General features: G+C 69.3%; 22 protein-coding genes and 1 pseudogene. 12 read left to right on the forward strand and 11 right to left on the reverse strand.

The window, feature by feature from the left end:
• Positions 1–209 precede the first annotated feature (209 nt).
• Entirely contained in the window at positions 210–617 is a 408-nt protein-coding gene (locus tag AC07DC_RS38115; RefSeq protein ID WP_478919334.1) for a hypothetical protein, read from the reverse strand.
• A 433-nt stretch (positions 618–1,050) separates the two neighbouring features.
• Here AC07DC_RS38115 and AC07DC_RS38120 point away from each other — a divergent pair.
• The 3 genes and pseudogenes from AC07DC_RS38120 to AC07DC_RS38130 form a co-directional block, all read left to right on the forward strand.
• Positions 1,051–1,149, forward strand: a pseudogene (locus tag AC07DC_RS38120) (hypothetical protein); the annotation flags it as partial.
• 35 nt (positions 1,150–1,184) lie between these two features.
• Complete coding sequence (locus AC07DC_RS38125) at positions 1,185–1,355, forward strand: RICIN domain-containing protein (protein ID WP_478919335.1); 171 nt, start codon at positions 1,185–1,187, stop codon at positions 1,353–1,355.
• A gap of 133 nt (positions 1,356–1,488) precedes the next feature.
• Positions 1,489–2,442, forward strand: coding sequence for an expansin EXLX1 family cellulose-binding protein (locus AC07DC_RS38130; RefSeq protein ID WP_478919337.1), 954 nt, complete (start codon positions 1,489–1,491; stop codon positions 2,440–2,442).
• Positions 2,443–2,498: 56 nt separating this feature from the next.
• On the opposite strand, the gene AC07DC_RS38135 is transcribed toward AC07DC_RS38130, so the two are convergent.
• Both AC07DC_RS38135 and AC07DC_RS38140 read right to left on the reverse strand, forming a co-directional pair.
• Entirely contained in the window at positions 2,499–2,741 is a 243-nt protein-coding gene (locus tag AC07DC_RS38135) for a ricin-type beta-trefoil lectin domain protein (protein ID WP_478919450.1), read from the reverse strand.
• 285 nt (positions 2,742–3,026) lie between these two features.
• Positions 3,027–3,254: a hypothetical protein gene (locus AC07DC_RS38140; protein WP_478919339.1), complete on the reverse strand. Its 228-nt coding sequence runs from the start codon at positions 3,252–3,254 to the stop codon at positions 3,027–3,029.
• A gap of 463 nt (positions 3,255–3,717) precedes the next feature.
• Between AC07DC_RS38140 and AC07DC_RS38145 the strand changes: the two genes are divergently transcribed.
• Positions 3,718–3,894: an N-acetyltransferase gene (locus AC07DC_RS38145; RefSeq protein ID WP_478919340.1), complete on the forward strand. Its 177-nt coding sequence runs from the start codon at positions 3,718–3,720 to the stop codon at positions 3,892–3,894.
• A 385-nt stretch (positions 3,895–4,279) separates the two neighbouring features.
• On the forward strand, positions 4,280–5,362 hold the full coding sequence (locus AC07DC_RS38150) for a sugar ABC transporter substrate-binding protein (RefSeq protein WP_478919342.1): 1,083 nt from the start codon (positions 4,280–4,282) through the stop codon (positions 5,360–5,362).
• Positions 5,363–5,415: 53 nt separating this feature from the next.
• Here AC07DC_RS38150 and AC07DC_RS38155 read toward each other — a convergent pair whose 3' ends face one another.
• The 3 genes from AC07DC_RS38155 to AC07DC_RS38165 all read right to left on the reverse strand — a co-directional run bounded on the left by AC07DC_RS38155 (position 5,416) and on the right by AC07DC_RS38165 (position 8,611).
• Positions 5,416–6,261 carry a hypothetical protein gene (locus AC07DC_RS38155; protein ID WP_478919344.1) on the reverse strand — a complete coding sequence of 282 codons (846 nt, stop codon included), beginning with the start codon at positions 6,259–6,261 and terminating at the stop codon, positions 5,416–5,418.
• 788 nt (positions 6,262–7,049) lie between these two features.
• The gene (locus AC07DC_RS38160; protein WP_478919345.1) at positions 7,050–8,042 is read right to left on the reverse strand and encodes a PhzF family phenazine biosynthesis protein; all 993 of its coding nucleotides are present in this window, start codon (positions 8,040–8,042) and stop codon (positions 7,050–7,052) included.
• Positions 8,039–8,611 (reverse strand): carboxymuconolactone decarboxylase family protein, encoded by a 573-nt coding sequence (locus AC07DC_RS38165; RefSeq protein WP_478919346.1) that lies wholly within the window; start codon positions 8,609–8,611, stop codon positions 8,039–8,041. Before AC07DC_RS38165 ends, AC07DC_RS38160 begins: the two co-directional genes overlap by 4 nt.
• 140 nt (positions 8,612–8,751) lie before the next feature.
• Here AC07DC_RS38165 and AC07DC_RS38170 point away from each other — a divergent pair, with 140 nt between their 5' ends.
• Positions 8,752–9,078, forward strand: a complete 327-nt coding sequence (locus AC07DC_RS38170; protein ID WP_478919451.1) for a winged helix-turn-helix transcriptional regulator — start codon at positions 8,752–8,754, stop codon at positions 9,076–9,078.
• A 99-nt stretch (positions 9,079–9,177) separates the two neighbouring features.
• On the opposite strand, the gene AC07DC_RS38175 is transcribed toward AC07DC_RS38170, so the two are convergent.
• A complete protein-coding gene (locus AC07DC_RS38175; protein WP_478919348.1) occupies positions 9,178–10,533 on the reverse strand; it encodes a phosphoribosyltransferase family protein in 1,356 nt (451 codons plus the stop codon).
• A gap of 507 nt (positions 10,534–11,040) precedes the next feature.
• Between AC07DC_RS38175 and AC07DC_RS38180 the strand changes: the two genes are divergently transcribed.
• The 3 genes from AC07DC_RS38180 to AC07DC_RS38190 all read left to right on the forward strand — a co-directional run bounded on the left by AC07DC_RS38180 (position 11,041) and on the right by AC07DC_RS38190 (position 13,786).
• Positions 11,041–11,589, forward strand: coding sequence for a nitrobindin family protein (locus tag AC07DC_RS38180; protein WP_478919350.1), 549 nt, complete (start codon positions 11,041–11,043; stop codon positions 11,587–11,589).
• A 172-nt stretch (positions 11,590–11,761) separates the two neighbouring features.
• On the forward strand, positions 11,762–12,532 hold the full coding sequence (locus tag AC07DC_RS38185; RefSeq protein WP_478919351.1) for a class I SAM-dependent methyltransferase: 771 nt from the start codon (positions 11,762–11,764) through the stop codon (positions 12,530–12,532).
• Positions 12,533–12,586: 54 nt separating this feature from the next.
• Positions 12,587–13,786, forward strand: a complete 1,200-nt coding sequence (locus AC07DC_RS38190) for a cytochrome P450 (protein WP_478919352.1) — start codon at positions 12,587–12,589, stop codon at positions 13,784–13,786.
• Between the two features lie 141 nt (positions 13,787–13,927).
• On the opposite strand, the gene AC07DC_RS38195 is transcribed toward AC07DC_RS38190, so the two are convergent.
• Together AC07DC_RS38195 and AC07DC_RS38200 are read right to left on the reverse strand one after the other, a co-directional pair.
• Entirely contained in the window at positions 13,928–14,347 is a 420-nt protein-coding gene (locus tag AC07DC_RS38195) for a hypothetical protein (protein WP_478919353.1), read from the reverse strand.
• Positions 14,348–14,440: 93 nt separating this feature from the next.
• Positions 14,441–15,430, reverse strand: coding sequence for a GlxA family transcriptional regulator (locus AC07DC_RS38200; RefSeq protein ID WP_478919355.1), 990 nt, complete (start codon positions 15,428–15,430; stop codon positions 14,441–14,443).
• A gap of 71 nt (positions 15,431–15,501) precedes the next feature.
• Between AC07DC_RS38200 and AC07DC_RS38205 the strand changes: the two genes are divergently transcribed.
• Together AC07DC_RS38205 and AC07DC_RS38210 are read left to right on the forward strand one after the other, a co-directional pair.
• Complete coding sequence (locus AC07DC_RS38205) at positions 15,502–16,872, forward strand: MFS transporter (RefSeq protein ID WP_478919356.1); 1,371 nt, start codon at positions 15,502–15,504, stop codon at positions 16,870–16,872.
• Between the two features lie 89 nt (positions 16,873–16,961).
• Positions 16,962–17,531: a GNAT family N-acetyltransferase gene (locus AC07DC_RS38210; RefSeq protein ID WP_478919358.1), complete on the forward strand. Its 570-nt coding sequence runs from the start codon at positions 16,962–16,964 to the stop codon at positions 17,529–17,531.
• 611 nt (positions 17,532–18,142) lie between these two features.
• Here the strand turns inward: AC07DC_RS38210 and AC07DC_RS38215 are convergent.
• Both AC07DC_RS38215 and AC07DC_RS38220 read right to left on the reverse strand, forming a co-directional pair.
• The gene (locus tag AC07DC_RS38215) at positions 18,143–18,808 is read right to left on the reverse strand and encodes a nitroreductase (protein ID WP_478919359.1); all 666 of its coding nucleotides are present in this window, start codon (positions 18,806–18,808) and stop codon (positions 18,143–18,145) included.
• Between the two features lie 14 nt (positions 18,809–18,822).
• Positions 18,823–19,767: a LysR family transcriptional regulator gene (locus tag AC07DC_RS38220; protein ID WP_478919361.1), complete on the reverse strand. Its 945-nt coding sequence runs from the start codon at positions 19,765–19,767 to the stop codon at positions 18,823–18,825.
• A gap of 137 nt (positions 19,768–19,904) precedes the next feature.
• Here AC07DC_RS38220 and AC07DC_RS38225 point away from each other — a divergent pair.
• A partial coding sequence (locus AC07DC_RS38225) for an MFS transporter (protein WP_478919363.1) occupies positions 19,905–20,556 on the forward strand: 652 nt, incomplete at its 3' end.

Raw genomic sequence — 20,556 nt, forward strand, 5'->3', positions numbered from 1 at the left:
AGACTCATTCCCACGGCCTTCGTGCTGATCAGTTGCCTCATTCGATACGGCACCGATCCCGCGAAGGCCGCCCCAGGAGCGGTGATCCACGCAGGCCCGCCTCAAGCGCGCACCCGTTCAAGAGCCTCGGGCAAGAAGCCTCACCATCGTCACCCTGCTGGCCACTCCCGAGGCCGCACGACCCACCATCCCGATGGCGAACCCAGATGTCATCCCCATGGGCCGCAGCTGAACAGACGCAGGTCACTGATCCTGCCGATCGCAGGACGGCAGGGTCCGCCGACGTCTCCAAACATGGTGCTGATGTTGTTCCACATGAAGGCGTCCTTCCACCCGGGACGCCCCTCAGCCCAACCGCTCAAGGCAGCGATCATCTTGTCCTGGGAGATCGTCCGGGTCTGGTAGTGCTCCGCGGCAAGCACATCACGGAACTCCAGCTGATAGGTGTTGTCGTCCCTCAGCCAAACCTGCACATACCAGTCGCCGTCCGCCTCATCGTCGACTCGCTCGACGATGACGAAGGCGTTTCCCCGGCCAAGGTTCGCCACCATCCGGCTCAACGCTGAAGTCTTCGGGTTTCCCGCCCGCCGGCCATGTTCATCTCTCGCTTGCAGCATGGACCGATCATCGCCCGCGGGTCTGACACGGTTCGAAGAGCAGTCTGTCGTGCTCAGCCTCGCTCCCTACTCGAGCAGCTCTGAGGAGAATTCGGGCTCCGCATCAGATCAGTGACCGTTCTGAACGGCATGGCCTCCTGGATGGCCACCCACGGCGACAGCATCCACGGCACCAGCGGCAGCCCTTCGCCACCGAGCCATCCTGGGGCAAGGTCACCAAGAAGAACGGCAAGCTCTTCGCCCACGTCTTCAGCTGGCCCACGGGCGGCACTCTGCAGATTCCGGCGGTGTACAACACGATCAACCGCGTCTACCTGATGACAACCCCTCCGCCTCGCTCAACTGCTGGGTCAATGGCGGCCAGATCAACGTCACGGTGCCGGCCACCGCGTCCAACGCGAACGACTCCGTGGTCTGCGTGGAGGTCAACGGCATGCAGGCTGTCCTCGCAGGCGGCGCCTACCGGCTGGTCTACGTCCGCAGCGGCAAGGCCCTCGACGACAACAACAGCGCCTCCGACAACGGAGTGATGGTGCAGCGGACCGACGACGGTAGTCATCAGCAGCAGTGGGCCATCACAGCGCTGGGTCGCTCGGCGGCGGCGCCTACCGGCTCATCAACCGGCCCAGCGGAAAGGCGCTGGACAACGCCGACAACGGCGCGGAGCAGATCCCGGTCATCCAGTGGTCCCCCAACGGCGGCGCTCCGCAGCAGTGGAACATGACCAAGGTCGGCTGAACGGTCCCGGGGTGGCGCGCCCTGAGCCCGCCACCCGGGACCGTTCAGCCGACCGGGAAATCGGCGGCAACCTTTTCGCCACCTGCGGCCACTGAGTAGCACAACACCGACACGCTCTTCCGAACGGATGAACATGCAGGAAACACGCCAGGCCGCGCGGCAGCGCAGGCGCAGACGCGGACTGATGGTGGGCACCACCACGGGGCTGGTCGTCACGGGTCTTCTTGTCTGCCTCGGCATGATGTTGCAACCAGACGGTAAGGAGGATGCCGGGCAGGCCCCGGCCACGGCCGTCGCCAACTCCCAGGAGACTCTCCCGCCGACACCTCCAGGCAAGAAGCCCTCCACAGCCTCCCCGTCCGCCGTCTCCGCGACCCCGTCGGCCGGCGTTACGACTCCGACGCCTTCCGCGACCACGTCGGCGGCGCCGTCATCGGCCTCCCCGCGGACGGCTCCTGCCACGTCATCCCAGGCCGGACGGATTCGACCCAAGAGCACCTACCAGGGAGTCGCCACGGTCTACAAGGCCGGGGTAGGGGACGGCGCCTGCTCGTACGGCCCGAGCGGCGACATGATGATCGCGGCGATGAACACTACCGACTACGAGACGTCCAAGGCCTGCGGGGCCTATGTGCTCGTCCGCGCGGCAAACGGCGCCTCCGTCACGGTCCGGATCACCAACGAATGCCCACTGCCCTGTGCACCACGGCAACTGGACCTCAGCGAACAGGCCTTCGCCCAACTGGCTCCCACCTCGACCGGCCGGATCGCGATCACCTGGAGCCTGTTGAGCCCCGGCACGTCGGGCACGCTCTCGATCCGCTACAAGGACGGATCCAGCCCCTACTGGTGCGGCATTCAGGCAATCGGCCACCGCAATCCGCTCGCCCGGCTGGAGGTCCGCACCAGCGGCGGCTGGCGCCAACTCGCCCGCACCGGCTACAACTACTTCCTCTCCCCCGGCGGCAGCGGGTGCGGCGGCCCGATCAGGCTCACCGATATCTACGGAGAACAACTGACCATCAACGGGATCGCTCTGCGGCCGGGAACCGTGCAGCCGACGCGGGTCCAGTTCGCACGGCACTGACCCCACCGCAAGAAGTGGGCCCTTCCGAACGGAACTCCCGACGCATCCGGTGCCGACTAGGGCGATTCCGGGCTATCCGAGGGTCCAGTGCTGATCGCTGCCGCCATTGCAGGACCACAATTCGGCCGGCGTGCCGTTGGCGGTGCTTGCCCGGTCACGTCCAGGCAGAGCCCCGACGGGGCGCTGGTGACAGTGCCGTCGGGATTGGTGTTCCACTGCTGGTTCGTCTGGCCGTTGCACGGCCAGACGATGACCTTGGTGTCAGGACTGGTGCCTTGGTTGTTCGCGTCCAGGCACATCTGGCTGGTGCCACCGACGACGGTCAACTGGTTCGAAGAGGTACGCGTGAAGACTGGTGGGAGCCGCCCGAGCAGTCCCAAATCTGCATCTGTGGTCCCGCCGTGGTGGACGCATTCAGTACGTCCAGGCACCTGCCCGCGTCCACCGCGTGCAGTTCGCCGCTGGTTCCTCCGCTCGTCGATCCGGCCGGAGTCACGTAGAGCGCGGGCGTTCGGGAAGTGCCTGGACGCCACCGGCCGCGGTACCGCCAACGGGGTGGGTGGCCCCTGGTGTGTGTGCCGCCGTTACCCTTCGCGACTGTTGTGGTGACCCTCAGCCCGGGTGTTGGCGTTGTTGTTCTCTCCGCTGTGAGGGTGGCTGTTGACCGATGTGTTCAGCAGATCGACGCCCGTCAACGCATGCGGGTTGTTCAAGGTGCCATCGGCAACGCCGGCATGTGCACTGGGGGTGATCAGTGCAGTCACCACTCCCGTGGCAAAGGAAGCAACCGCAAGCATCATTCGTTTCTTCATGCCCACTCAACCGGCAACCACGTGCGCAGGTCACGGCTCAGCACACAGTCGGCCGAATCCCTTGGGTGGCTGGCGGAATACCGGCACGCACCGACCGCTGGGCCCGCCGCGGCCTGACCGTGAGGGACACGGCCGACGCACCCCGACCGAGGGCTGCGTCGAAGCAGCCTCAGAGCCCCCGTACGGCATGGACGCCGCCACTTCCACGCCGCGGCGCCGCCGACCGATGGGTTCCCACCGAGCCCGGGGTTATCTGTGGCGGACCGACGGAGCCAGCACCGTGCCGGTATCTCGTCGAGGTCGACGGCGATCTGGATCGCCCGGGACTGGAGTGGTCCAAGCACCCTGCGTACGGCTGGTTCCTCCTGTCCCGCAAGGGCACGACCTGCGCCCAGATCGAGAGCGTGCGGATCGGTAGTGCCGCACAAGGGCTGGGGTTTGGCACCATGATCATCCATGGTGCGTGGACCGGGCGCGCGAGCGCGGTCGCGCGTTGGTCGAGCTGACGTCGGACGCCACCCACGGCGATGCCCACCGCTTCTACGAGCAGCTCGGTTTCCGTCCGACCCACGTCGGGTTCGAGCTCGTACTCGGCGACCCTCCTGCGCGGCATGAGGCGGTGACCGGTGCCACCGATTGAATGCGGTGAGCCCAGGGATTGACTCGGACACCAGGTGGTGCAGCACCGCGTGCACCGCGGGTGCCCCGTGGCGCACCGCGTGCACCACGAATGTCCACGGCTGCGTCGTCCCGTGGACCGCGTCGCCGACGCGTACGGCGCCCGGGGTCGCGTCTCAGGTTGCCAGTGGCAGCGCATAGGGTCCGTTGACAGGTGTGACGACGGACAACCTGGCGCTGGGAGATGGCGGTCCCACTGTCGGTCCTTGCTCTTGGTTCAGACAATTAACGACTATGTCGTTTCCATCTCGTTAATAGTTTACTTGTTGACGGTATGGCGTCGGCCGAGTTTACTCGCGTGAACCTCGGCCGCAGCGTTGCGGCCTCGTCAGGGAGGCAACCCAAAAATGAACGCGGTAATGCGTCGTGCCGTCATGGGCTCGCTTGCGGTAACGATGACCATGTCCGCGGCCGCTTGCGGCGAGACGAGTGGCAACACTGGAGTCAGTCTCAAGGACAAGTCGATCGGTCTGCTGCTTCCGGACTACGCCACGAGGCGGTACGAGAAGTTCGACCGTCCGTTGATCGAAGGCAAGATCACATCGCTCTGTCCCGACTGCAAGATCGCCTACGCGAATGCCGGCGGTGACCCGGCCAGGCAGGCGCTGCAGGTCAACAGCATGATCGCCAAGGGTGTCAAGGTCCTGATCCTGGGCGCGCAGGACGCGGTCGGCATCAAGGCCTCGGTCCAGGCGGCCGTGGACAAAGGCATCAAGGTCGTGGCGTACGACCGCTTCGCCCAGGGTCCGGTCTCCGCTTACGTCTCGTACGACAATGAGAAGGTCGGCGAGCTGCAGGGCCAGGCGCTCCTGGACGCCATGGGCGCCAAGGCGACCCCGACCGCAAACGTCGTCATGATCAACGGCGACGACGCCGACCCGAACGCCGCGCAGTTCAAGACCGGAGCTCACAAGGTGCTCGACGGCAAGGTCAAGATCGCGTACGAGCGGAGCGGTCTGTGGAACGACACCGTCGCGAATCAGAAGGTCACGGAGGCGATCGCCCGACTCGGCGCCAAGAACATCGACGGTGTCTACTCCGCGAACGATGGCATGGCCGGCGGTATCGCCACCGCCCTCAAGGGCGCGGGCATCGACGTCCCGCTGACGGGTCAGGACGCCGACCTCGCCGGCATCCAGCGGATCCTGGTCGGCCGGCAGAGCAGCACCGTATACAAGGCGTTCAAGCCCGAGGCCGACGCGACCGCCGAGATCGCCGTCAAGCTGCTCAACGATGAGGACATCACGGACATCGCGAACACCGTGGCGACCAGCGGCTCCGGCACCACCGTCCCCGCGAAGCTACTCCCCGCGGTGTCGGTGACCAAGGCCAACATCAAGGACACGGTCGTCAAGGATGCCGTGTACCTCGTGGTGCAGATCTGTACCGCCGGCTACGCCGCCGCCTGTGAGGCGGCCGGCATTCACTAGCACTCCAGCTGTGGATCATGATCTCGCTGGTGGGGGCCGGCGGAGCTCGATCGCTACGCTGACGGTGCCGATTCGCGGGTGGCGGCACTGGCGCAGATGGGGAGGGTCCGGGCGGAGTAGGAACGGGCGGCCGCGATGAGGCCGAAGCCCAGGCCGGCGAAGGCCAGACCGCCGAAGGCGACCATCCAGGTGATCCCGGAACTGGTGGTGAAGGGCCCCGACGGTTTCAGCTTCGGCAGTACTCCGGTGGCACTGAGCGGGGCGTAGATCAGCAAGGAGACTCCGTATACCGACAGGCCAACGGAGCTCAACCACGCTGGTAGCAAAGGCAGTAGGCGTGGGACTCGCCGCCCGGAGAGGATCAGGGTCCATCGGGGGAACGCTTGTCCCCACGGGTGGAGCAGTCCCAGCAGCAGGAAGATCGCAGCCATCGCGGCCAGCACGGTGACATCGATTCCCACCGATGCGAGGGCCTTTGCGAGCCCCGACTCGCCTGCGTTCATCTCCCGCCACCCCTGGGCCGTGACGCCGATCGCATCGCCACCCAGCGTCCAGATGGTCTTGACTCCCGCCCACGGCAGGAGCCCGCACATGAGCAGGTAGACCGCGACTCGGGTTCGCTTCGAGGCGAGGGACGGGCCAGGGTGGGCGAGCGGACCGTCAAAACCGCCTGCGTGGTCCTGTCCGCACCGAGGGCACCTGCCTCGCAGCCGTCGGCGGTACGACATCGCGACGAGGATGAGAAGAGCTGCGCCCACCGCGCTCAACAGGTCATGCGCCAGGCCGGTGGCACTGCCCACCCCGGAGAACGACGCCAGCGTCACGAAGTACGCCGGCAGACTGGCCATTCCCATCACGAACACTGGGACCGTCAGGATCAGCGCCGCTGCTGTCGTCACTCGGCCACGCCTGGCAAGCGTTCGGGTAGTGGCCAGGCAGGCAACGGCAGCCAGGACGGCGAGGGCCGCCAGGAGGAGCTGGACTGTCGGCGCATACGCGATATCCGGCGACCAGGGCACGGTGGCGCCTGATGTGGCCCATGTGACCTGGACTACGGCGAACAACACGCCCCACACCGCGGCGGCATGCGGTGCCCACGTGGGCCAGCGCCGCGACCACACCGCCCACCCCGCGTCCTCCAACGGGCGGCTGGAGCCGGTGTGTGTCCGCGATTGCGTAGGAACAGCCACCGTGACCTCCGCCTTTCGAATTGCTGATACTCAAGGATCCGCAGCACTCACACCGGTCACATCCGCCGCGCGGACCATCCGCCTCCCTCGCATGGGGGACAACCGGTCTGCCATGTCGCGAGCGGGCCGGACGGCCGGCGCGGTGAAGAGGCGCTTGATCTCGTTGCAGGTGAGGGGGATCAGGCCGTCGGGGATCTTCCCGTCATGGGTCGGGACCTGGTCGCAGCGTTCGAGAGCGGCGGCGACGGCGAGAAGGTGCGGGCGAACAGGGCCAGGGTGACCCAGCGGTGCCAGGAGTCCCAGCGGCCTACGTGGTGCTCGTCCAGTCCCGCCAGTCCCTTCGAGCTCTGGTACGCCCTGGATCGTGTGCACCAACTGCTCGCAGATCCGGGCTCGCACCCATACCAGCGAGCCTGGGGGCGGCCTCTCCTGCCTGACGATGCACTACTTCCTGTTCAGGCCCAGGAGAGGTCACAGCAACCCGCATAGCGCGGTCGTCACGGGGACGGGCTTCCGGGTGCCCGGCCGGACTGTCCGCGGGTTGGGAGAGGAGGCCGGCCCGGCAAGTGGAGCACATGCCCGATCCTTGCGGCGCCGCTGACGTCGACCATCGGACCCGACGAAGTGTGGCGGGCGCCGGCGGTGACGGTGGAAGGGCGGCCCAGGGCATCGCCGACGTCGACGGCGATCCCGGTGGCGCCCTGACGTCCGAGCAGGTGGGCGGCCAGGCAGGCGGAGCTGTTCACGTTGGCGATGTCCTCCGGTACGCCGATCGACGGGGCGAACATGCGGGCCGCGACCCGCCCAGAGGGCGACATCGGGGTGTGGACGAAGCAGCCCAGCAGGCCCAGGCGATCGCAGGCGGCGGCGAGCCGGTCGGGGGCCGGGGCCAGGGCGGCGAGAGCGGAGCGGGTGGGAACGGGCAGGAGGAGCCGCGGACGTCCCAGCGTGGCGATACACGCTCCGGAGGCGACCGCCGCCGTGCGGAGCCCCAGGGCAGGCAGGAGCAGCGCGAGTTCGTCTGCTGTGGGCTCACGCAGGCCGACCGGCCCCGCCGCGAAGGCGGTCTCGACAGATGACGCCCCGCACACTGCGCGGCCCTCGACGACGCGCCCGGCCACCCGCAGGCCGGCCCGGTACTCCCCGCCGCCCGCGCGCTGGGCGAGGAAGGCCAGGGCGGCCACGGTGCCGTGGCCGCACGCGGGCAGTTCCCCCTCCGCAGTGAAGAATCGCACCGCGACCACGGGCCGCTCGTGCCCACGCCCGGCTGCCGGATGGCGGGCCTTGGAAAGGAAGACCGCGTGGGACGTGCCGGCCAGGGCGGGTGTCGCACGGCGCTCGCCATCGGTCAACAGGCCTCCGGACAGGAGTGATGACGCCTCGTCCAGAACCGCGGTCGGGCTTCCGCCACCGCCCTCGCGCAGGCACGCGTGCACGATCGTGATCGGCAGGCCGGCACGGACCTCCGGTGGACCGGAGGGGCGGCTCATCGGGCGCGGGGGACGACGTCGGCGAAGCGGGGCGCGCCGGGCTCGTGCGGCAGGCGCGCGGCCCGCGCGGCGAAGCTGACGGCGTGGTACCAGCCGCACAGCAGGAGCAGATCCATCAACTGGATGTCGTCGAAGGCCGATGCGAGCCGCGCCCACAGCGCGTCGTCGATGTCGGAGCTCTCGTGCAGGCCGTCGACGGCGAGGATGAGCAGCCGTTCCCGCTCAGATGCCCAGCATGCGTCGGCGGCTCCGCCGTGGACGAGTGACGCCGTCTGCTCGTGGGTGAGGCCGACCCGGTCGCCGTACATCATCACGTGCACGCCCCACTCGTACTCGCAGCCGCACCGCGCGCACGTCCGGTCGATGACGATCTCGCGCTCCCGCAGGGTCAAGGTCAGCTGCCTGCCCAGCTCGTAGCGGCCCCACCCCTGCATGGCGCCGGTCATCGGCAGATTTCTGGCGAACATCCGGAACAGCCCGATCGGCGGAGCCCCCGCAGGCATCATGCCCGCGAGCTGTGCGCCGACCTCATCGGTGTACGGCGGCTCAAGCGGCTCTATCCGTGCCATCGGCCCTCCCGTTGCGCTGTTTCGAATTCAGAAGCAGGGATGGGCGATGCTAGTGTTTCGAATAACGAAACACAAGGAGGGTCATGCCGGCACCGCGCCCAGGCGTACCGGTCCGCGGCTCGACGACCGGCCGTCCGATCATGGCCGCGATGGACCTGTTCGGACGCCGCTGGGCGCTGCGCATCCTCTGGGAGCTGCGCGCAGGCCCGCTCGGCGCCCGCGCCCTGCTCGGCCGGTGCGAAGGCCTGTCCTCCAGCGTCCTGTACCAGCGGCTGCGCGAGCTCACGTCGAGCGGGATCATCGTCCCCTCAGCCGACGGCTATGAACTCACCCGTACCGGCGCTGACCTCGGCCACGCCCTCGCTCCCCTCGACCAGTGGGCGAACGCCTGGGCGCAGGAGCAGGAGCAGGAGCAGGCTCAGGGTGAGCGGGCCGAGCACCCGGGCCCGTCGCCGGACAGGGACTGACAGGTCCGACCGAAAACCGCACCGACTCGTGGAGGTTCAGGGGCCCACCTTGGCCCACGAACCGGAACCCCGACCGACGTCCCACGGGTGTGTGCCCCGCTATGCGCTGCGGGCGTGCCCCGCCCCGGCGAGGTGACGGGTGAACCACTCGGATGCCAGGCGGGCGACTGCGGGCAGGGCTCCGGGTTCTTCGAACAGATGGGTGGCACCCGGGACGACGGCCAGATCGCAGGGGCAGCGCAGTTCTGCCTGCGCCTGCCGGTTCAGGTCGAGCACGACCGAGTCGTGGCTGCCGACGATCAGCAAGGTCGGTGCGGTGACCAGGGCCAGCCGAGGTGCGGCCAGGTCGGGGCGGCCGCCCCGGGAGACGATCGCCGCTATGTCCGCGCCCGGTTCGGCCGCGGCCCACAAGGCCGCGGCAGCGCCGGTGCTCGCCCCGAACAGACCCACCTCAGCCCCCGACGTCTCCGGCTGTTCGAGCAGCCAGTGGACGGCCGTGCGCAGCCGGCCTGCCAGCAGGCGCACGTCGAACACCACGGCCCGATCATCCGCCTCCTGCGGGGTGAGCAGGTCGAACAGCAGGGTGCCGAGGCCCGCTCGGTTCAGCGTCCGGGCAACGAACTGATTGCGCGCACTGTGCCGGCTGCTGCCGCTGCCGTGCGCGAAGACCACGACGGCCCGCGCGTCCCCCGGGACCGTCAGTTCTCCGGGCAGCCGCACCGCGTCGGCGTGGATCGTGACCTCCCTCCGGTGCAGCGCGCCGGCGCTCCTCGGAGGTGTGCCGTTCCCCGCGTCCCCAGGGTTGCCCGATGTGCGGTTGGCGCGTGCCAGGCAGGCGACGACCTCCGCTTCGTCGGTCTGGGAGAAGTCGGCGTAGAACTGGCCGACCCCCGAGAAATCCCACGGTGTGTACGGGCACACATACACATCAGCGGCGTCCCCGAACCTGTCGGTCCAGCCATGAGGCGCCACTGGCACGGCCATGACCACCTTGGCCGCGCCCCGGGCCCGGACCACCTCGCAGGCGGCTCGGGCGGTTGCGCCCGTGGCGACGCCGTCATCGACGAGAATCACGGTCCGGCCCGTGACGTCGACCGGCGGACTGTCCTTCCGGTAGGTGCTGGCACGCTGCTTCAGCACCGCCCGTTCCCGTGCCTCGATCGCGGCCAATTCGTCCGGTGAGACCCCGGAGGAACCCAGAACATCCTCGTTGAGGACTCGTACACCATCCTCACCGACGGCTCCCATGGCCAGCTCCGGCCTGCGGGGCACACCGAGCTTGCGCACCAGGCACACGTCCAAAGGCGCTCTCAGCATGCGGGCCACTTCCTCCGCGACCGGGATCCCGCCCCGGTACAGACCCAGCACCAGCATGTCGGGACCCGGCAGCTGAACCTCCTGAAGCGCGCCGGCCAGCCGTCGCCCCGCGTCGTGACGGTCCAGAAACGTCTCCATGACGGCCTCCCTACGAGGACCCGGGAAGCACCCGTGTCACGGCCATCGCTGCGGGGGCGGGCGCACCCCACGCCGTCGGACGATGGCCAGGCCACGGTTCCAGTCTCTCTCCAAGGCCCCAGCGCCGCCCCCGCTGGCGCAGTCAGGAAGTGGCGGACGGCGTACTCGCGCAGACGGCGCCGTACACACTGCGGAGCAGCCGTTGCTGCGGCACGCCGAGACCGCACGATATCGGCCGGGCACCGGATGAGACCCGCTGCCACAGACAGCCGAGGTACCGCACTGACCTGCACAAACGCGTTCGATCCGATACGGACCGCGGTACATCGGCGACGGACGAGAGCTCGGTCTCCAAGGCCCTCGACGGGGAGTCGAGACCAAGCGAGCGCAGCGAGCGCCGTGCGGCGAGACACCGTGCCAGGCGTCGCGGGTCCGCCATGATCCCAAAGGCTTACTCTGGGCCGGTCCGGGCCGGCACCGGCCTCGACCCACCCAGGAGGGCACACCATGTTCGACCCCGCCCGCAAGTACCCGTTTCCCGATGCCCTGGGACTCGACGACGCGCCTGCACCACACGCACTGCTCGCCCCGGTGAGCGGGCTGCTGGGGACCTGGGCCGGCCGGGGCCGCGGCGGGTATCCGACGATCGGCGAGGAGTTTGTCTACGCGCAGGAGATCACTTTCAGCCATGACGGGCGGCCCTTCCTCCACTACGAGGCGCGCGCCTGGCTGCTCGACGCGGACGGCGCCCCGCTGCGGCCGTCGGCCCGGGAGAGCGGCTGGTGGCGCATCCAGCCCGAGGGGCGTGTCGAGGCCCTGATCACCCAGCCCACCGGCATCGCGGAGATCTCGGTCGGCAGCGCGACCGAAGGCGTGATCGATCTCGCCACCGATCAGGTGGCCCTCGCCCCCACCGCCAAGAAGGTCACCGCCACCCGGCGCCGCTACACCCTGGTCGACGAGGACACCCTCGAGTTCGTCCACGACCTCGCGGCGGTCGGCCAACCACTCCAGCACCACCTCGCGGCCCGACTCCGCCGCGAACGCCCCGAGTAGCCCCCCAGACCGCACCCTGCCGAAGGCTCCGTGAGATGAGGACGAGGCCGCTCACGGCACGGCCCCGACCGACGCGGCAGCCGACCGGCTCCTGCGGGGACGAAGAGCCCCGCCAGGTGCGTCTTCCAGTCATCGTCGAGGGGAATGCGAGGCAGCGCCGAACAATCGTGTCATGACGCAAGAGGGAGAGCGGTACGGGGACCGGCTCTACTCGCATCAGGATCCCAGTGAGGCGAACCGTCTCGGGGCTCTGGCGCGGGTCTTCGACCCGTATTCGTTCGAACGGCTACGGCCGATCGTCCAGCCAGGGTTCCGAAGCTGCGACGTGGGGGCCGGCCTCGGCACGGTCGCCGAGTGGCTGATGAGCGCCTCCGGCGCGGAAACAGCTGTCGTGGACACCGACGTTCGCCACCTTGGCGGCCGCGGCTTCCGCGAGTTCCAGGCCGACATCACCGATCCCGCCTTCGCACCCGGCCAGTACGACCTGGTGCACGCGCGGTTCGTCCTGATGCACCTGCGCGAGCGGGACGCGGTGCTGCAGCGCATGGCGCAGTGGGTACGACCCGGCGGATGGCTGGTCGTCTCGGACTCCTGGGACCTGGGCCCTGCGACCTCACCCTGCGCGGCGTACCGGGAGACCGCCGCGGTGGCGAGCGAGCTCGGCGCGCGGACGACCGGCAGCGACTTCAACGTGGGCCGCCGCTATCCGCGGCCGATGGCCGAACTGGGCTTCGCCCAGGTCGGTTTCGGGGTCGACGTCCCGGTGCTCGAGGGAGGCGGAACGCTGGCCCGGTTCTGGACCAGCACCGCGAACGCCGCCCGTCCCGCGCTGGTCAACGAGCTCGGATCCGAGACCGTTGACGACGCCCTGGCCTATCTCGCCGATCCGGCCACCCGTGACCTCGGAATCGGAATGGTCACCATGTGGGGACGCCGCGCCTGACCGGCTCCCCTCCTCGCCGAAGGACCTGATCGCCACGCCCACCGGAGGCTTTCGTTGACCGCCACGGAGATGCTGTTCAATCCGTTCGCCCCAGGTTTCACCGACGACCCGTATCCGACGTACCGCCGGATGCGCGAGGTGGATCCGGTGCACGAGCACCCGTTCGGGTTCTGGGTGCTGAGCGCCTACGACGACATCGCGGCGCTGTTGCGGGCCGGGCTGTCGGTCGACGACCGCATGGTCGCCGGCGGCCAGATCCGTGCGCAGATGGACCAGGTGGACCTCGGCGTGCTCAACCAGTCCATGGTCCACCGCGATGCGCCCGACCACACCCGACTGCGCTCCCAGGTCGGCAAGGTGTTCACCTCCCGATCGGTGGCCGCCCTGGAGGGCGAAATCACCGAACTGGTCGATGCCGCACTCAACCGGATCGCCGAGGCCGGGCAGGCCGACCTCGTCGACACGCTGGCTTTCCCGCTGCCGTTCGCGGTGATCTCCAAGATGCTCGGCATGCCGCCCACCGACCACACCCGGATCCGCGAGCTGACCGGCATCCTGGCGCTCTCCCTCCAAGTCGTCACCGACCCGGTCGTCATGCGGAGCATCAACGACGCGGGCCGGGAGATGACCGAACTCACCCGCGAGCTGATCGCCTGGAAGCGCGTCAACCCGGCCGACGACCTGTTCACCGGACTCATCGCCGCCGAGCACGACGGCGAGAAGCTCAGCGACGATGAGCTGATCGCGCAGATCGTCATGCTCTACATCGCAGGCCACGAGACGACCGTGAACCTCATCTCCAACGGCGCCGTCGCCCTGCTGCGCAATCCCGACCAGCTCGCCCTGCTCCGTGCCCGCCCCGACCTGGCCGGCAACGCCGTCGAGGAGTTCCTCCGCTACGACAGCCCCGTCCAGCAGTCCAAGCGCATCACCCTGGCCCCGCACACCGTCCGCGACCGAACGATCCCGGCCGGCACCTTCATCTTCGCCTGCCTGGCCTCCGCCAACCGCGACCCCGACTTCTGGGGCCCCGACGCCGACCGCCTCCGCATCGACCGCCCCAACGCCCGCAACCACGTCTCCTTCGGCGCCGGCCCCCACCACTGCCTGGGCGCTGCCCTGGCCCGCCTGGAAGGCCGAGTGGCCATCGAACGCCTGGTCCAGCGCTTCCCCGACCTCGCCCCAGCCGGCGACGTCGTCTGGAACGGCCGCATCAACCTCCGCGGCCCCGCCAAACTCCCCATAGCGATTTAGAGGGCAACTCGCCTGGGGCCGATGCTCACTTCTGCGACGGCGCGAAGCGGCAGACTGGCACGCCGCAGCTCAGCGAAACGACAGACCGGCCTTCCGGGTTTCGTCTGACGAGTGTTGGCGACGATCGCAAAGCGCCACCGCCTACTGGCCCGGAGGCCGCACCCAGGGGGCGAAGCGCTGGTCGGGCGCCGCATCCTCGCGCCAGTACCTCAGGACGGTTTCACGGACGATGTCGAGCCGCTCGGCGGCGATGAGGCACGAGACCGGCTCCGGCCCGCCGGCGTCCGCCTCGAAGGCAACCAGGACGGACGGCTCAACGCCGAGCTGACGGGCCACTTTCACAAGCTCATCGGGCGACGGAACACGGAAGTTCGGATCCTGGAAGTCCGACGGGCAGCTGACGTAGACCGGGTCGTGGAAGACCAGCTCCAGACCATGGTGATAGGTCAGATCGTGCCCGGCGGCCAGCCGGAGCTGTCCGCCGCCCCAGGCGACGACATCCCAATCCCACCAAGACCCTTCAGGGAGTTGGACCGCTGCATGCGATGGTCCGACGTCCATCCTCAACCCCCCTCGTCCTGTGCGAACAGTTCGTCAGGCTGCACAGCGGCTTGAGGCCGCAGCCTCGGCGAGTCAACGACGAACTCGAGCTCCCTACCCCGCCTTGTCCACGCGGAAGGTGCGCCGGTAGGCGGCGGGCGTGGTGCGCAGGGCCTCGTGGAAACGCCGGCGCAGGTTGACAGCCGAGGAGAGGCCGACGCGGCGCGCGATGGTCTCCACGGGCAGGTCGGTCTCCTCCAGCAGCGCCCGGGCGGCGGCGATCCGCCGGTCCAGCAGCCAGCGTCCGGGGCTGATGCCCAGTTGCTCGGTGAAGTGCCGGGTCAGTGTGCGGGCCGAGACCCGTGAGCGGGCCGCCATCTCGGCGACGCTGACCGGCTGGTCCAGCCGTCCGGCCAGCCATTCCAGCAGCGGGGCCAGCGAGTCGGCGACCGGTCCGGAGGTGGGCAGTTCGGCGTACTGCAGCTGGCAGCCCTCGCGGTGCGGCGGCATCACCATCTGCCGGGCGATCCGCATCGCATACGCGGCGCCCTGGTCGGCACTCACCAGGTGCAGGCAGAGGTCCACGCCGGCCGCCGAGCCGGCGCTGGTGGCGACGTCGCCGTGGTCCACGTAGAGCACCGCGGGGTCGACCCGGACCTGCGGGAACCGGGCGGCCAGCTCGGCGGCCTGGGCCCAGTGAGTGGCGGCCTGCCGGCCGTCCAGCAGTCCGGCGTCGGCGAGCACGAAGGCGCCCGAGCAGATGCCGACGATCCGCGCCCCGCGCCGGTGCGCCCGGCGGACCGCCTCGACCACCGCCGGCGGCAACTCGGTACCGGGCGCCTGTTGCCAGCCGGGGACCAACACGGTATCCGCGCGCTCCAGCGCGTCCAGGCCCGCCGTGACCAGCAGGTCGTAGCCGGCCTGGGTGCGCACCGGGCCGGGGTGCTCGGTGCAGACCTCGAACGCGTAGCGGGCGGGAATCGCCGGGCCGTGATCGCCGAACACCTCGGCCGCGCAGGCCAGCGGGAAGGTCGACTGCGGGGCCTGCAGCAGGGCCACGACCCGGTGCGGCGCCGGGGACTTCGGCAGCGAACGAAGCATCATGGCGTGAAAGTACCCCATCATGTCGTTTGGGACACTGGGGTGACCGATTGGTCCAAACCAGTATCTGTGGTGTGACCACCTCGCAGACCCAGACCCAGACCCAGACTCAGACCTCGACCCAGACCCAGACTCAGACCGCCCAGACCGATCCGTCAACTTCCCGGCCGCCCGCCCGGCCCCCGTTGTGGGACCGGCGCTTCACGCTCTTCTTCGCCGCCCGCACGGTCTCGCAGGTCGGCGACGCGATGATGCCGGTCGCCGCCGCGCTCGCAGTCGGCGCGCTGTACGGCATCTCCGGGGTCGGCTTCGTCCTCGGCACCTGGACCGGGACGTTCGTCGCCCTGGTCCTGTTCGGCGGCGTGTTCGCCGACCGCTTCGGCGCGCGCCGGATGATGGTCGGCGCGGACCTCGCCCGAGTGCTCACCCAGGGTGTGCTGGCCGTTGCCTTCTTCGCCGGGGCGCCGCCGTTCTGGCTGCTGGTGACCATGGCGGCACTGGCCGGCGCGGCCGTTGCGATGTTTCTGCCGGGGGTGAACGGGATGGTCCCGCTGGTCGCCCGCGAGCCGCAGCGGGCCAACGCCACACTCAAGGTGGCCGACGCGCTCGCCCAACTGCTCGGCCCGGCCTTGGCGGGGCTGCTGATCATGCTGACCGGCGCCGGGACCGTGTACGCCATCGACGGCGGCACCTTCCTGCTGAGCGCCCTGTGCCTGGCGCTCATCCGGCTCGCCCCGGCCGACACGCCCACGGACACCCCGGCCGACGCCGACTCTGCTCCCCGCACCGGCAGTTCACTCCGTCGTGACCTGCGCCAGGGCTGGCAGGAGTTCCGCGCACGCACCTGGATGTGGGCGGTGATCCTGATCTGGGTGGGCTACGGCGTGCTGCTCTTCGGCCCGCTGGTACCGCTCGGCTCGGCACTGATCGGCGCCCGGCTCGGCCCGAACGCCTACGGCCTGGCGGTCTCCTTCCTCGGCGTCGGAACTGTGCTCGGCGGCCTGCTGGCGCTGCGGCTGCGACCGGCCCGGCCGCTGGCCGCCGGCGCGGCGGCGATGGCGTTGTTCACCGTGCTGCCGCTCTGCGTGGCGCTGGACGCCGGCCTGCCGGTGCTGCTGGCGGGCCACGTCCTCGGCGGCGGCGCCTTGGCGTTCTGGTCGGTGATGTGGGCGACCAGCGTGCAGACCCACACCCCGTCCGCGGTGCTCAACCGGGTCTCCGCGTACGAGTTGGCCGGCTCCGTTTCCGGGATCGCGCTCGGCCAGATGCTGGCGGGGCCGGCCCTCTCGCTGGCCTCCCCGGAGCGGCTGCTGCTGGTGTCGGCGGGCGCCTGCCTGGCGGGCTGCGTGGCGCTGCTCGCGACGCCGGCGATCCGCACGCTGCGCCGCGCCGCTCCCGCGGACGGCGCCAAACCGGGGGCGCCGGACGGTCCGGACGGAGAATGAGCGCGGACTGTGGAGCCCACCGGGGGGTGGCCGGCCGGTTCTTCTGTATCTCGTTGCCGAGAACCGATCTGCGAACAATCATGGCCGTCATGGAGCGACCGAGGCAGATCATCGAGTGCGGAGACTTCGCCCTGCGACGCTGGCGGGGACAGAGCGACTTCGCTGCGGCGTTCACGTTGATCAAGGAGTCAGTGGAGCACCTGCGCCCCTGGGAGCCGTGGGTCACCCGGCACAGCGAGGAGAGCACCCGAGACTTCCTCGCCAAGTCCGGGTCGAAGTGGGCAAGCGGTGACGTGTACAACTACGCCATCGCCCAGGACAGCACCCTCATCGGCATGTGCCAGACCTACCGCGGGCCCGAACCTCAGGGCCGGCGTATCGGGTACTGGCTGCACCCCGCCGCCACCGGCCAGGGCATCGCCACGCGAGCGACAGCCGCCCTGGTCACCGAAATGTTTGCCCTGCCGGACGTGGAGTACCTGGAAATCGCACACGACATGGCCAACACCTCCAGCGCCGCCATACCGCGCCGGTTGGGTTTCACCGAAGTCCGCCGTGAACAAGCAACGCCGCCCGCAGCTCCCTCGGGCATCGGGATCGACGTGGTCTGGCGCCTGAACCGCTCCACACCGCCCGTCAACGGCACTCACCACGCTTGAATCTCTGAACCCACCGAGGTCAGCTTCTATCCCTTCCACACCGAACGAGACGACCTCATGCTGGCCGTTTCACAAAGGACACCGCGTCATCCGAGTCGCTGCCGCACGAGGTGGCACTCGACGGCGTCGAGGAGTTGCTGTCCACCTGCTGCACAACGACGGCTACCTGGCCGCACGAGCCCGCTGCCGTCGACTACCACGCCGCTGAGGGCCGCTCCTGGCGCCTCTGGCTCTCCGCCGACGGCGCACGGACCGCCCGGCTGCCCAGACCCGGCACCGTGCCCCCGCCGCTGCCGGCGAGGACCCGGACGCGGCCTACGCCTCCGCCCGAGGCGCGGCCAGTGAGCTGGTCATGGTCCTGTACGGCCGTAATCCGGTGGATTCCCTGAAACTCGACGTGGACCAACGTCTCTTCGACCTGCTCCTGGACTGGAGCCCGGATGAGTAGGACCTGACGGTGCGCCATCTCCGGCCCGGGCTGGTGGAACACGACAGCTCAGCTCCGTCAGGTCTGTCGGAACATGGGCACCGCCCCCAAGCCCGGGCCGCCCGCACTGAGCGGACAACACGGGCTGACGACCCGACTGTTGTGAGGGCCACTGGTCAGCAGGTCACACGCCGATGAAGCTCACTGTCTCCGTCATGTCCGCCCGCCCGGTACGCAGCCGTGGCACGCCTTCCTTCTCGAAACCCACCGCGACACCGCAGAACAGCACGAGCTCGTCATCGGCTCCGACCATCTGGCTGACGGTCTTGCGATACATCGTCCACATCACCTGGGGGCAGCTGTGCAATCCTTCCGCCCTCAGCAACAGCATGACTGTCTGCAAATACATCCCTGCGTCCCCCCACTGCCCGGGCCCCATCGTCCGGTCGAGGTAGCAGAACAGCACGACCGGAGCCCCGAACGCCTCCGAGTTCAAGGCGGCGATCTTCGTGGGCCTGTCGAGGTCGTCGCGCTTGATTCCCAGCGCTTTGTACCGCTGGGCAGCCGCGGCGGAGAAACGGTCCAGATACGGTGAGGTCAGTTCGGCCGGGTACATCGGATACTCCCGCTCGTCACCCGGGTCTCCCGCCAGTGCTCTGGCCGTTGCGCGCCTCTTCAGTTCGGCCAGGGGCTCGCCGGTCACGACGTACACATGCCACGGCTGAAGGTTCCCACTCGACGGAGCCCGCGTTGCTGCAGCCAGCACTCGTTCGAGTACCTCTTTGGGTATCGGCTCATCGCTGAACGCCCGCACAGCCCTGCGACTGTCTACGGCTTCATACACATCCACGGCTTTTCGACCTCTCACGGTGCTGCTTGCCGCTGTGTCCATGTGGGTGTCCACGTCTCGCCGTCGGGGTGGTCTGGCTGTGTGGAGCCGAGGTAGTTGCGGAGTGTGGTGAGTGCGGGGTGTGGGTTGTCGCGGCGCCAGATCAGTGAGTGCGGGTAGACGGGCGTCGGGTCGGTCACCGGGATGCGGCGCAGGCCGTGGCCTGCGGGCCAGACGAGGCGGGTTTGCTCGCCCATGAAGGTGGCCAGGGCCGGGGTGTCGGCGATGGTGTCGAGGAGCGCGTCGGAGCCGAAGTTGGGGCCGGTCACCTCGATGCTGAGGCCGAATTCGGCGACGAGCTCGTCGTAGTAGGCGGACCACTCGGTACCGGGGACGATGCCGGGCATCCAGATCCGGTGCCCGACGAGCTGAGCGACGGTCACCGACCGGGCGCCCGCCAGCGCGTGGGCGGGGCCGGTGAGAAGTTGGAGCGGCTCGTCGAGCACTCGGACGGACTCGATGTCTTCGGGAAGGGGCCGGCCGGGCACGGCGACGGCGCGGAAGGACGCGTCGATCGCACCGGACCGGATGGCGGCGACGGCTGTCTCGATGTCGAACAGCATCAGCACGTCGAGCTCGATCTCGGGGTGCGCGCGGTGGAAGCCGCGCATCAGGCCCGACGCCGCGACGCGTGAGGCGATCACGTCGACGCGCAGCGGACGGCGGCCGGGGCGTACGGATGCGGCCGCGCGCTCGGCGACGCGCAGCAGCTCGCGGGCGTGGGGCAGGAATGCCTGGCCGTCGATGGTGGTCTGGGCTCCGCGCGCGGTGCGGGTGAACAGCCGCACACCGAGGTCCTTCTCCAGTGCGGCGATGCGTTTGGAGACGGCCTGCTGGGTGATCGACAGGTCGGCGGCGGCCTCCTGGAACTGGCCCGCGTCGGCGGCGGCGACGAAGGTGCGTACGGTGTCGAGGTCCACACTGATGCACCTTAGTGCACAACTTCTGGTTGTGGCTTGCTTGCTGGTTGGTTGTTTGACCTGCTGTTGCTTACTGGCTTTGCTCTCACTGGCCAACGTTGGTTTGTTCGAGCGGGACATCAAGGGGGGCGCTGAGCATGGTGGGCAGGAGACGGTTGGGCCGGCAGTTCGGATGGCTGTGGACGGCGTATGCGGTCAGTACGTTCGGCACGTGGCTCGCATTCGACGCGTTCGCCCTGATCGCGATCCTTGTGCTGCACGCCGGGCCGACCCAGGTCTCGGTCCTGGCAGCCACGGGGCTGGCAGTGGGGGCGGTGGTCGCGGTACCGCTCGGGCCGTGGGTGGAGTTCCGCCGCAAGCGGCCGGTGATGGTGGCGATGGACCTGACCCGGTTCGTGGCACTGCTGAGTGTTCCCGCCGCGTACGCACTCGGTCTGCTCAGTTTCGTGCAACTCCTGGTCGTGTCCGTCGTCGTCGGTGCGGCCGACATCGCCTTCAACGCGGCCAGTGGCGCGTATCTGAAGGCGCTCGTGCGGCCGGAAGACCTGCTCGTCGCGAACGGGCGATTCGAATCCACCACCTGGACCGCAACCGTGCTCGGACCGCCGGCCGGCACGGCCGCGATCGGGCTGTTCGGCCCCTCGATGACCGTGGTGGCCAATGCGGTCAGCTATCTGCTCTCGGCCGCAGGGATCCGTGCGATCGGCGGCAGTGAGCCGCGCCCCCGGGGCCCCCGGGCGCCCCGGGGGCGGCGCCGGGCCCGGCCCCAGGACGCATGGTGGCGGTACC

The sequence above is a fragment of the Streptomyces sp. NPDC045021 genome (genome assembly GCF_056432645.1).

Excerpts from the sequence above, each read along its gene's own strand:
- AC07DC_RS38200 (WP_478919355.1), bottom strand. The coding sequence starts at position 15,430 with ATGATGCTTCGTTCGCTGCCGAAGTCCCCGGCGCCGCACCGGGTCGTG.
- AC07DC_RS38195 (WP_478919353.1), bottom strand. The coding sequence starts at position 14,347 with ATGGACGTCGGACCATCGCATGCAGCGGTCCAACTCCCTGAAGGGTCT.
- AC07DC_RS38150 (WP_478919342.1), top strand. The coding sequence starts at position 4,280 with ATGAACGCGGTAATGCGTCGTGCCGTCATGGGCTCGCTTGCGGTAACG.
- AC07DC_RS38180 (WP_478919350.1), top strand. The coding sequence starts at position 11,041 with ATGTTCGACCCCGCCCGCAAGTACCCGTTTCCCGATGCCCTGGGACTC.
- AC07DC_RS38185 (WP_478919351.1), top strand. The coding sequence starts at position 11,762 with ATGACGCAAGAGGGAGAGCGGTACGGGGACCGGCTCTACTCGCATCAG.
- AC07DC_RS38210 (WP_478919358.1), top strand. The coding sequence starts at position 16,962 with ATGGAGCGACCGAGGCAGATCATCGAGTGCGGAGACTTCGCCCTGCGA.
- AC07DC_RS38135 (WP_478919450.1), bottom strand. The coding sequence starts at position 2,741 with ATGTGCCTGGACGCGAACAACCAAGGCACCAGTCCTGACACCAAGGTC.
- AC07DC_RS38170 (WP_478919451.1), top strand. The coding sequence starts at position 8,752 with ATGGCCGCGATGGACCTGTTCGGACGCCGCTGGGCGCTGCGCATCCTC.
- AC07DC_RS38175 (WP_478919348.1), bottom strand. The coding sequence starts at position 10,533 with ATGGAGACGTTTCTGGACCGTCACGACGCGGGGCGACGGCTGGCCGGC.
- AC07DC_RS38165 (WP_478919346.1), bottom strand. The coding sequence starts at position 8,611 with ATGGCACGGATAGAGCCGCTTGAGCCGCCGTACACCGATGAGGTCGGC.
- AC07DC_RS38140 (WP_478919339.1), bottom strand. The coding sequence starts at position 3,254 with ATGAAGAAACGAATGATGCTTGCGGTTGCTTCCTTTGCCACGGGAGTG.
- AC07DC_RS38130 (WP_478919337.1), top strand. The coding sequence starts at position 1,489 with ATGCAGGAAACACGCCAGGCCGCGCGGCAGCGCAGGCGCAGACGCGGA.
- AC07DC_RS38160 (WP_478919345.1), bottom strand. The coding sequence starts at position 8,042 with ATGAGCCGCCCCTCCGGTCCACCGGAGGTCCGTGCCGGCCTGCCGATC.
- AC07DC_RS38115 (WP_478919334.1), bottom strand. The coding sequence starts at position 617 with ATGCTGCAAGCGAGAGATGAACATGGCCGGCGGGCGGGAAACCCGAAG.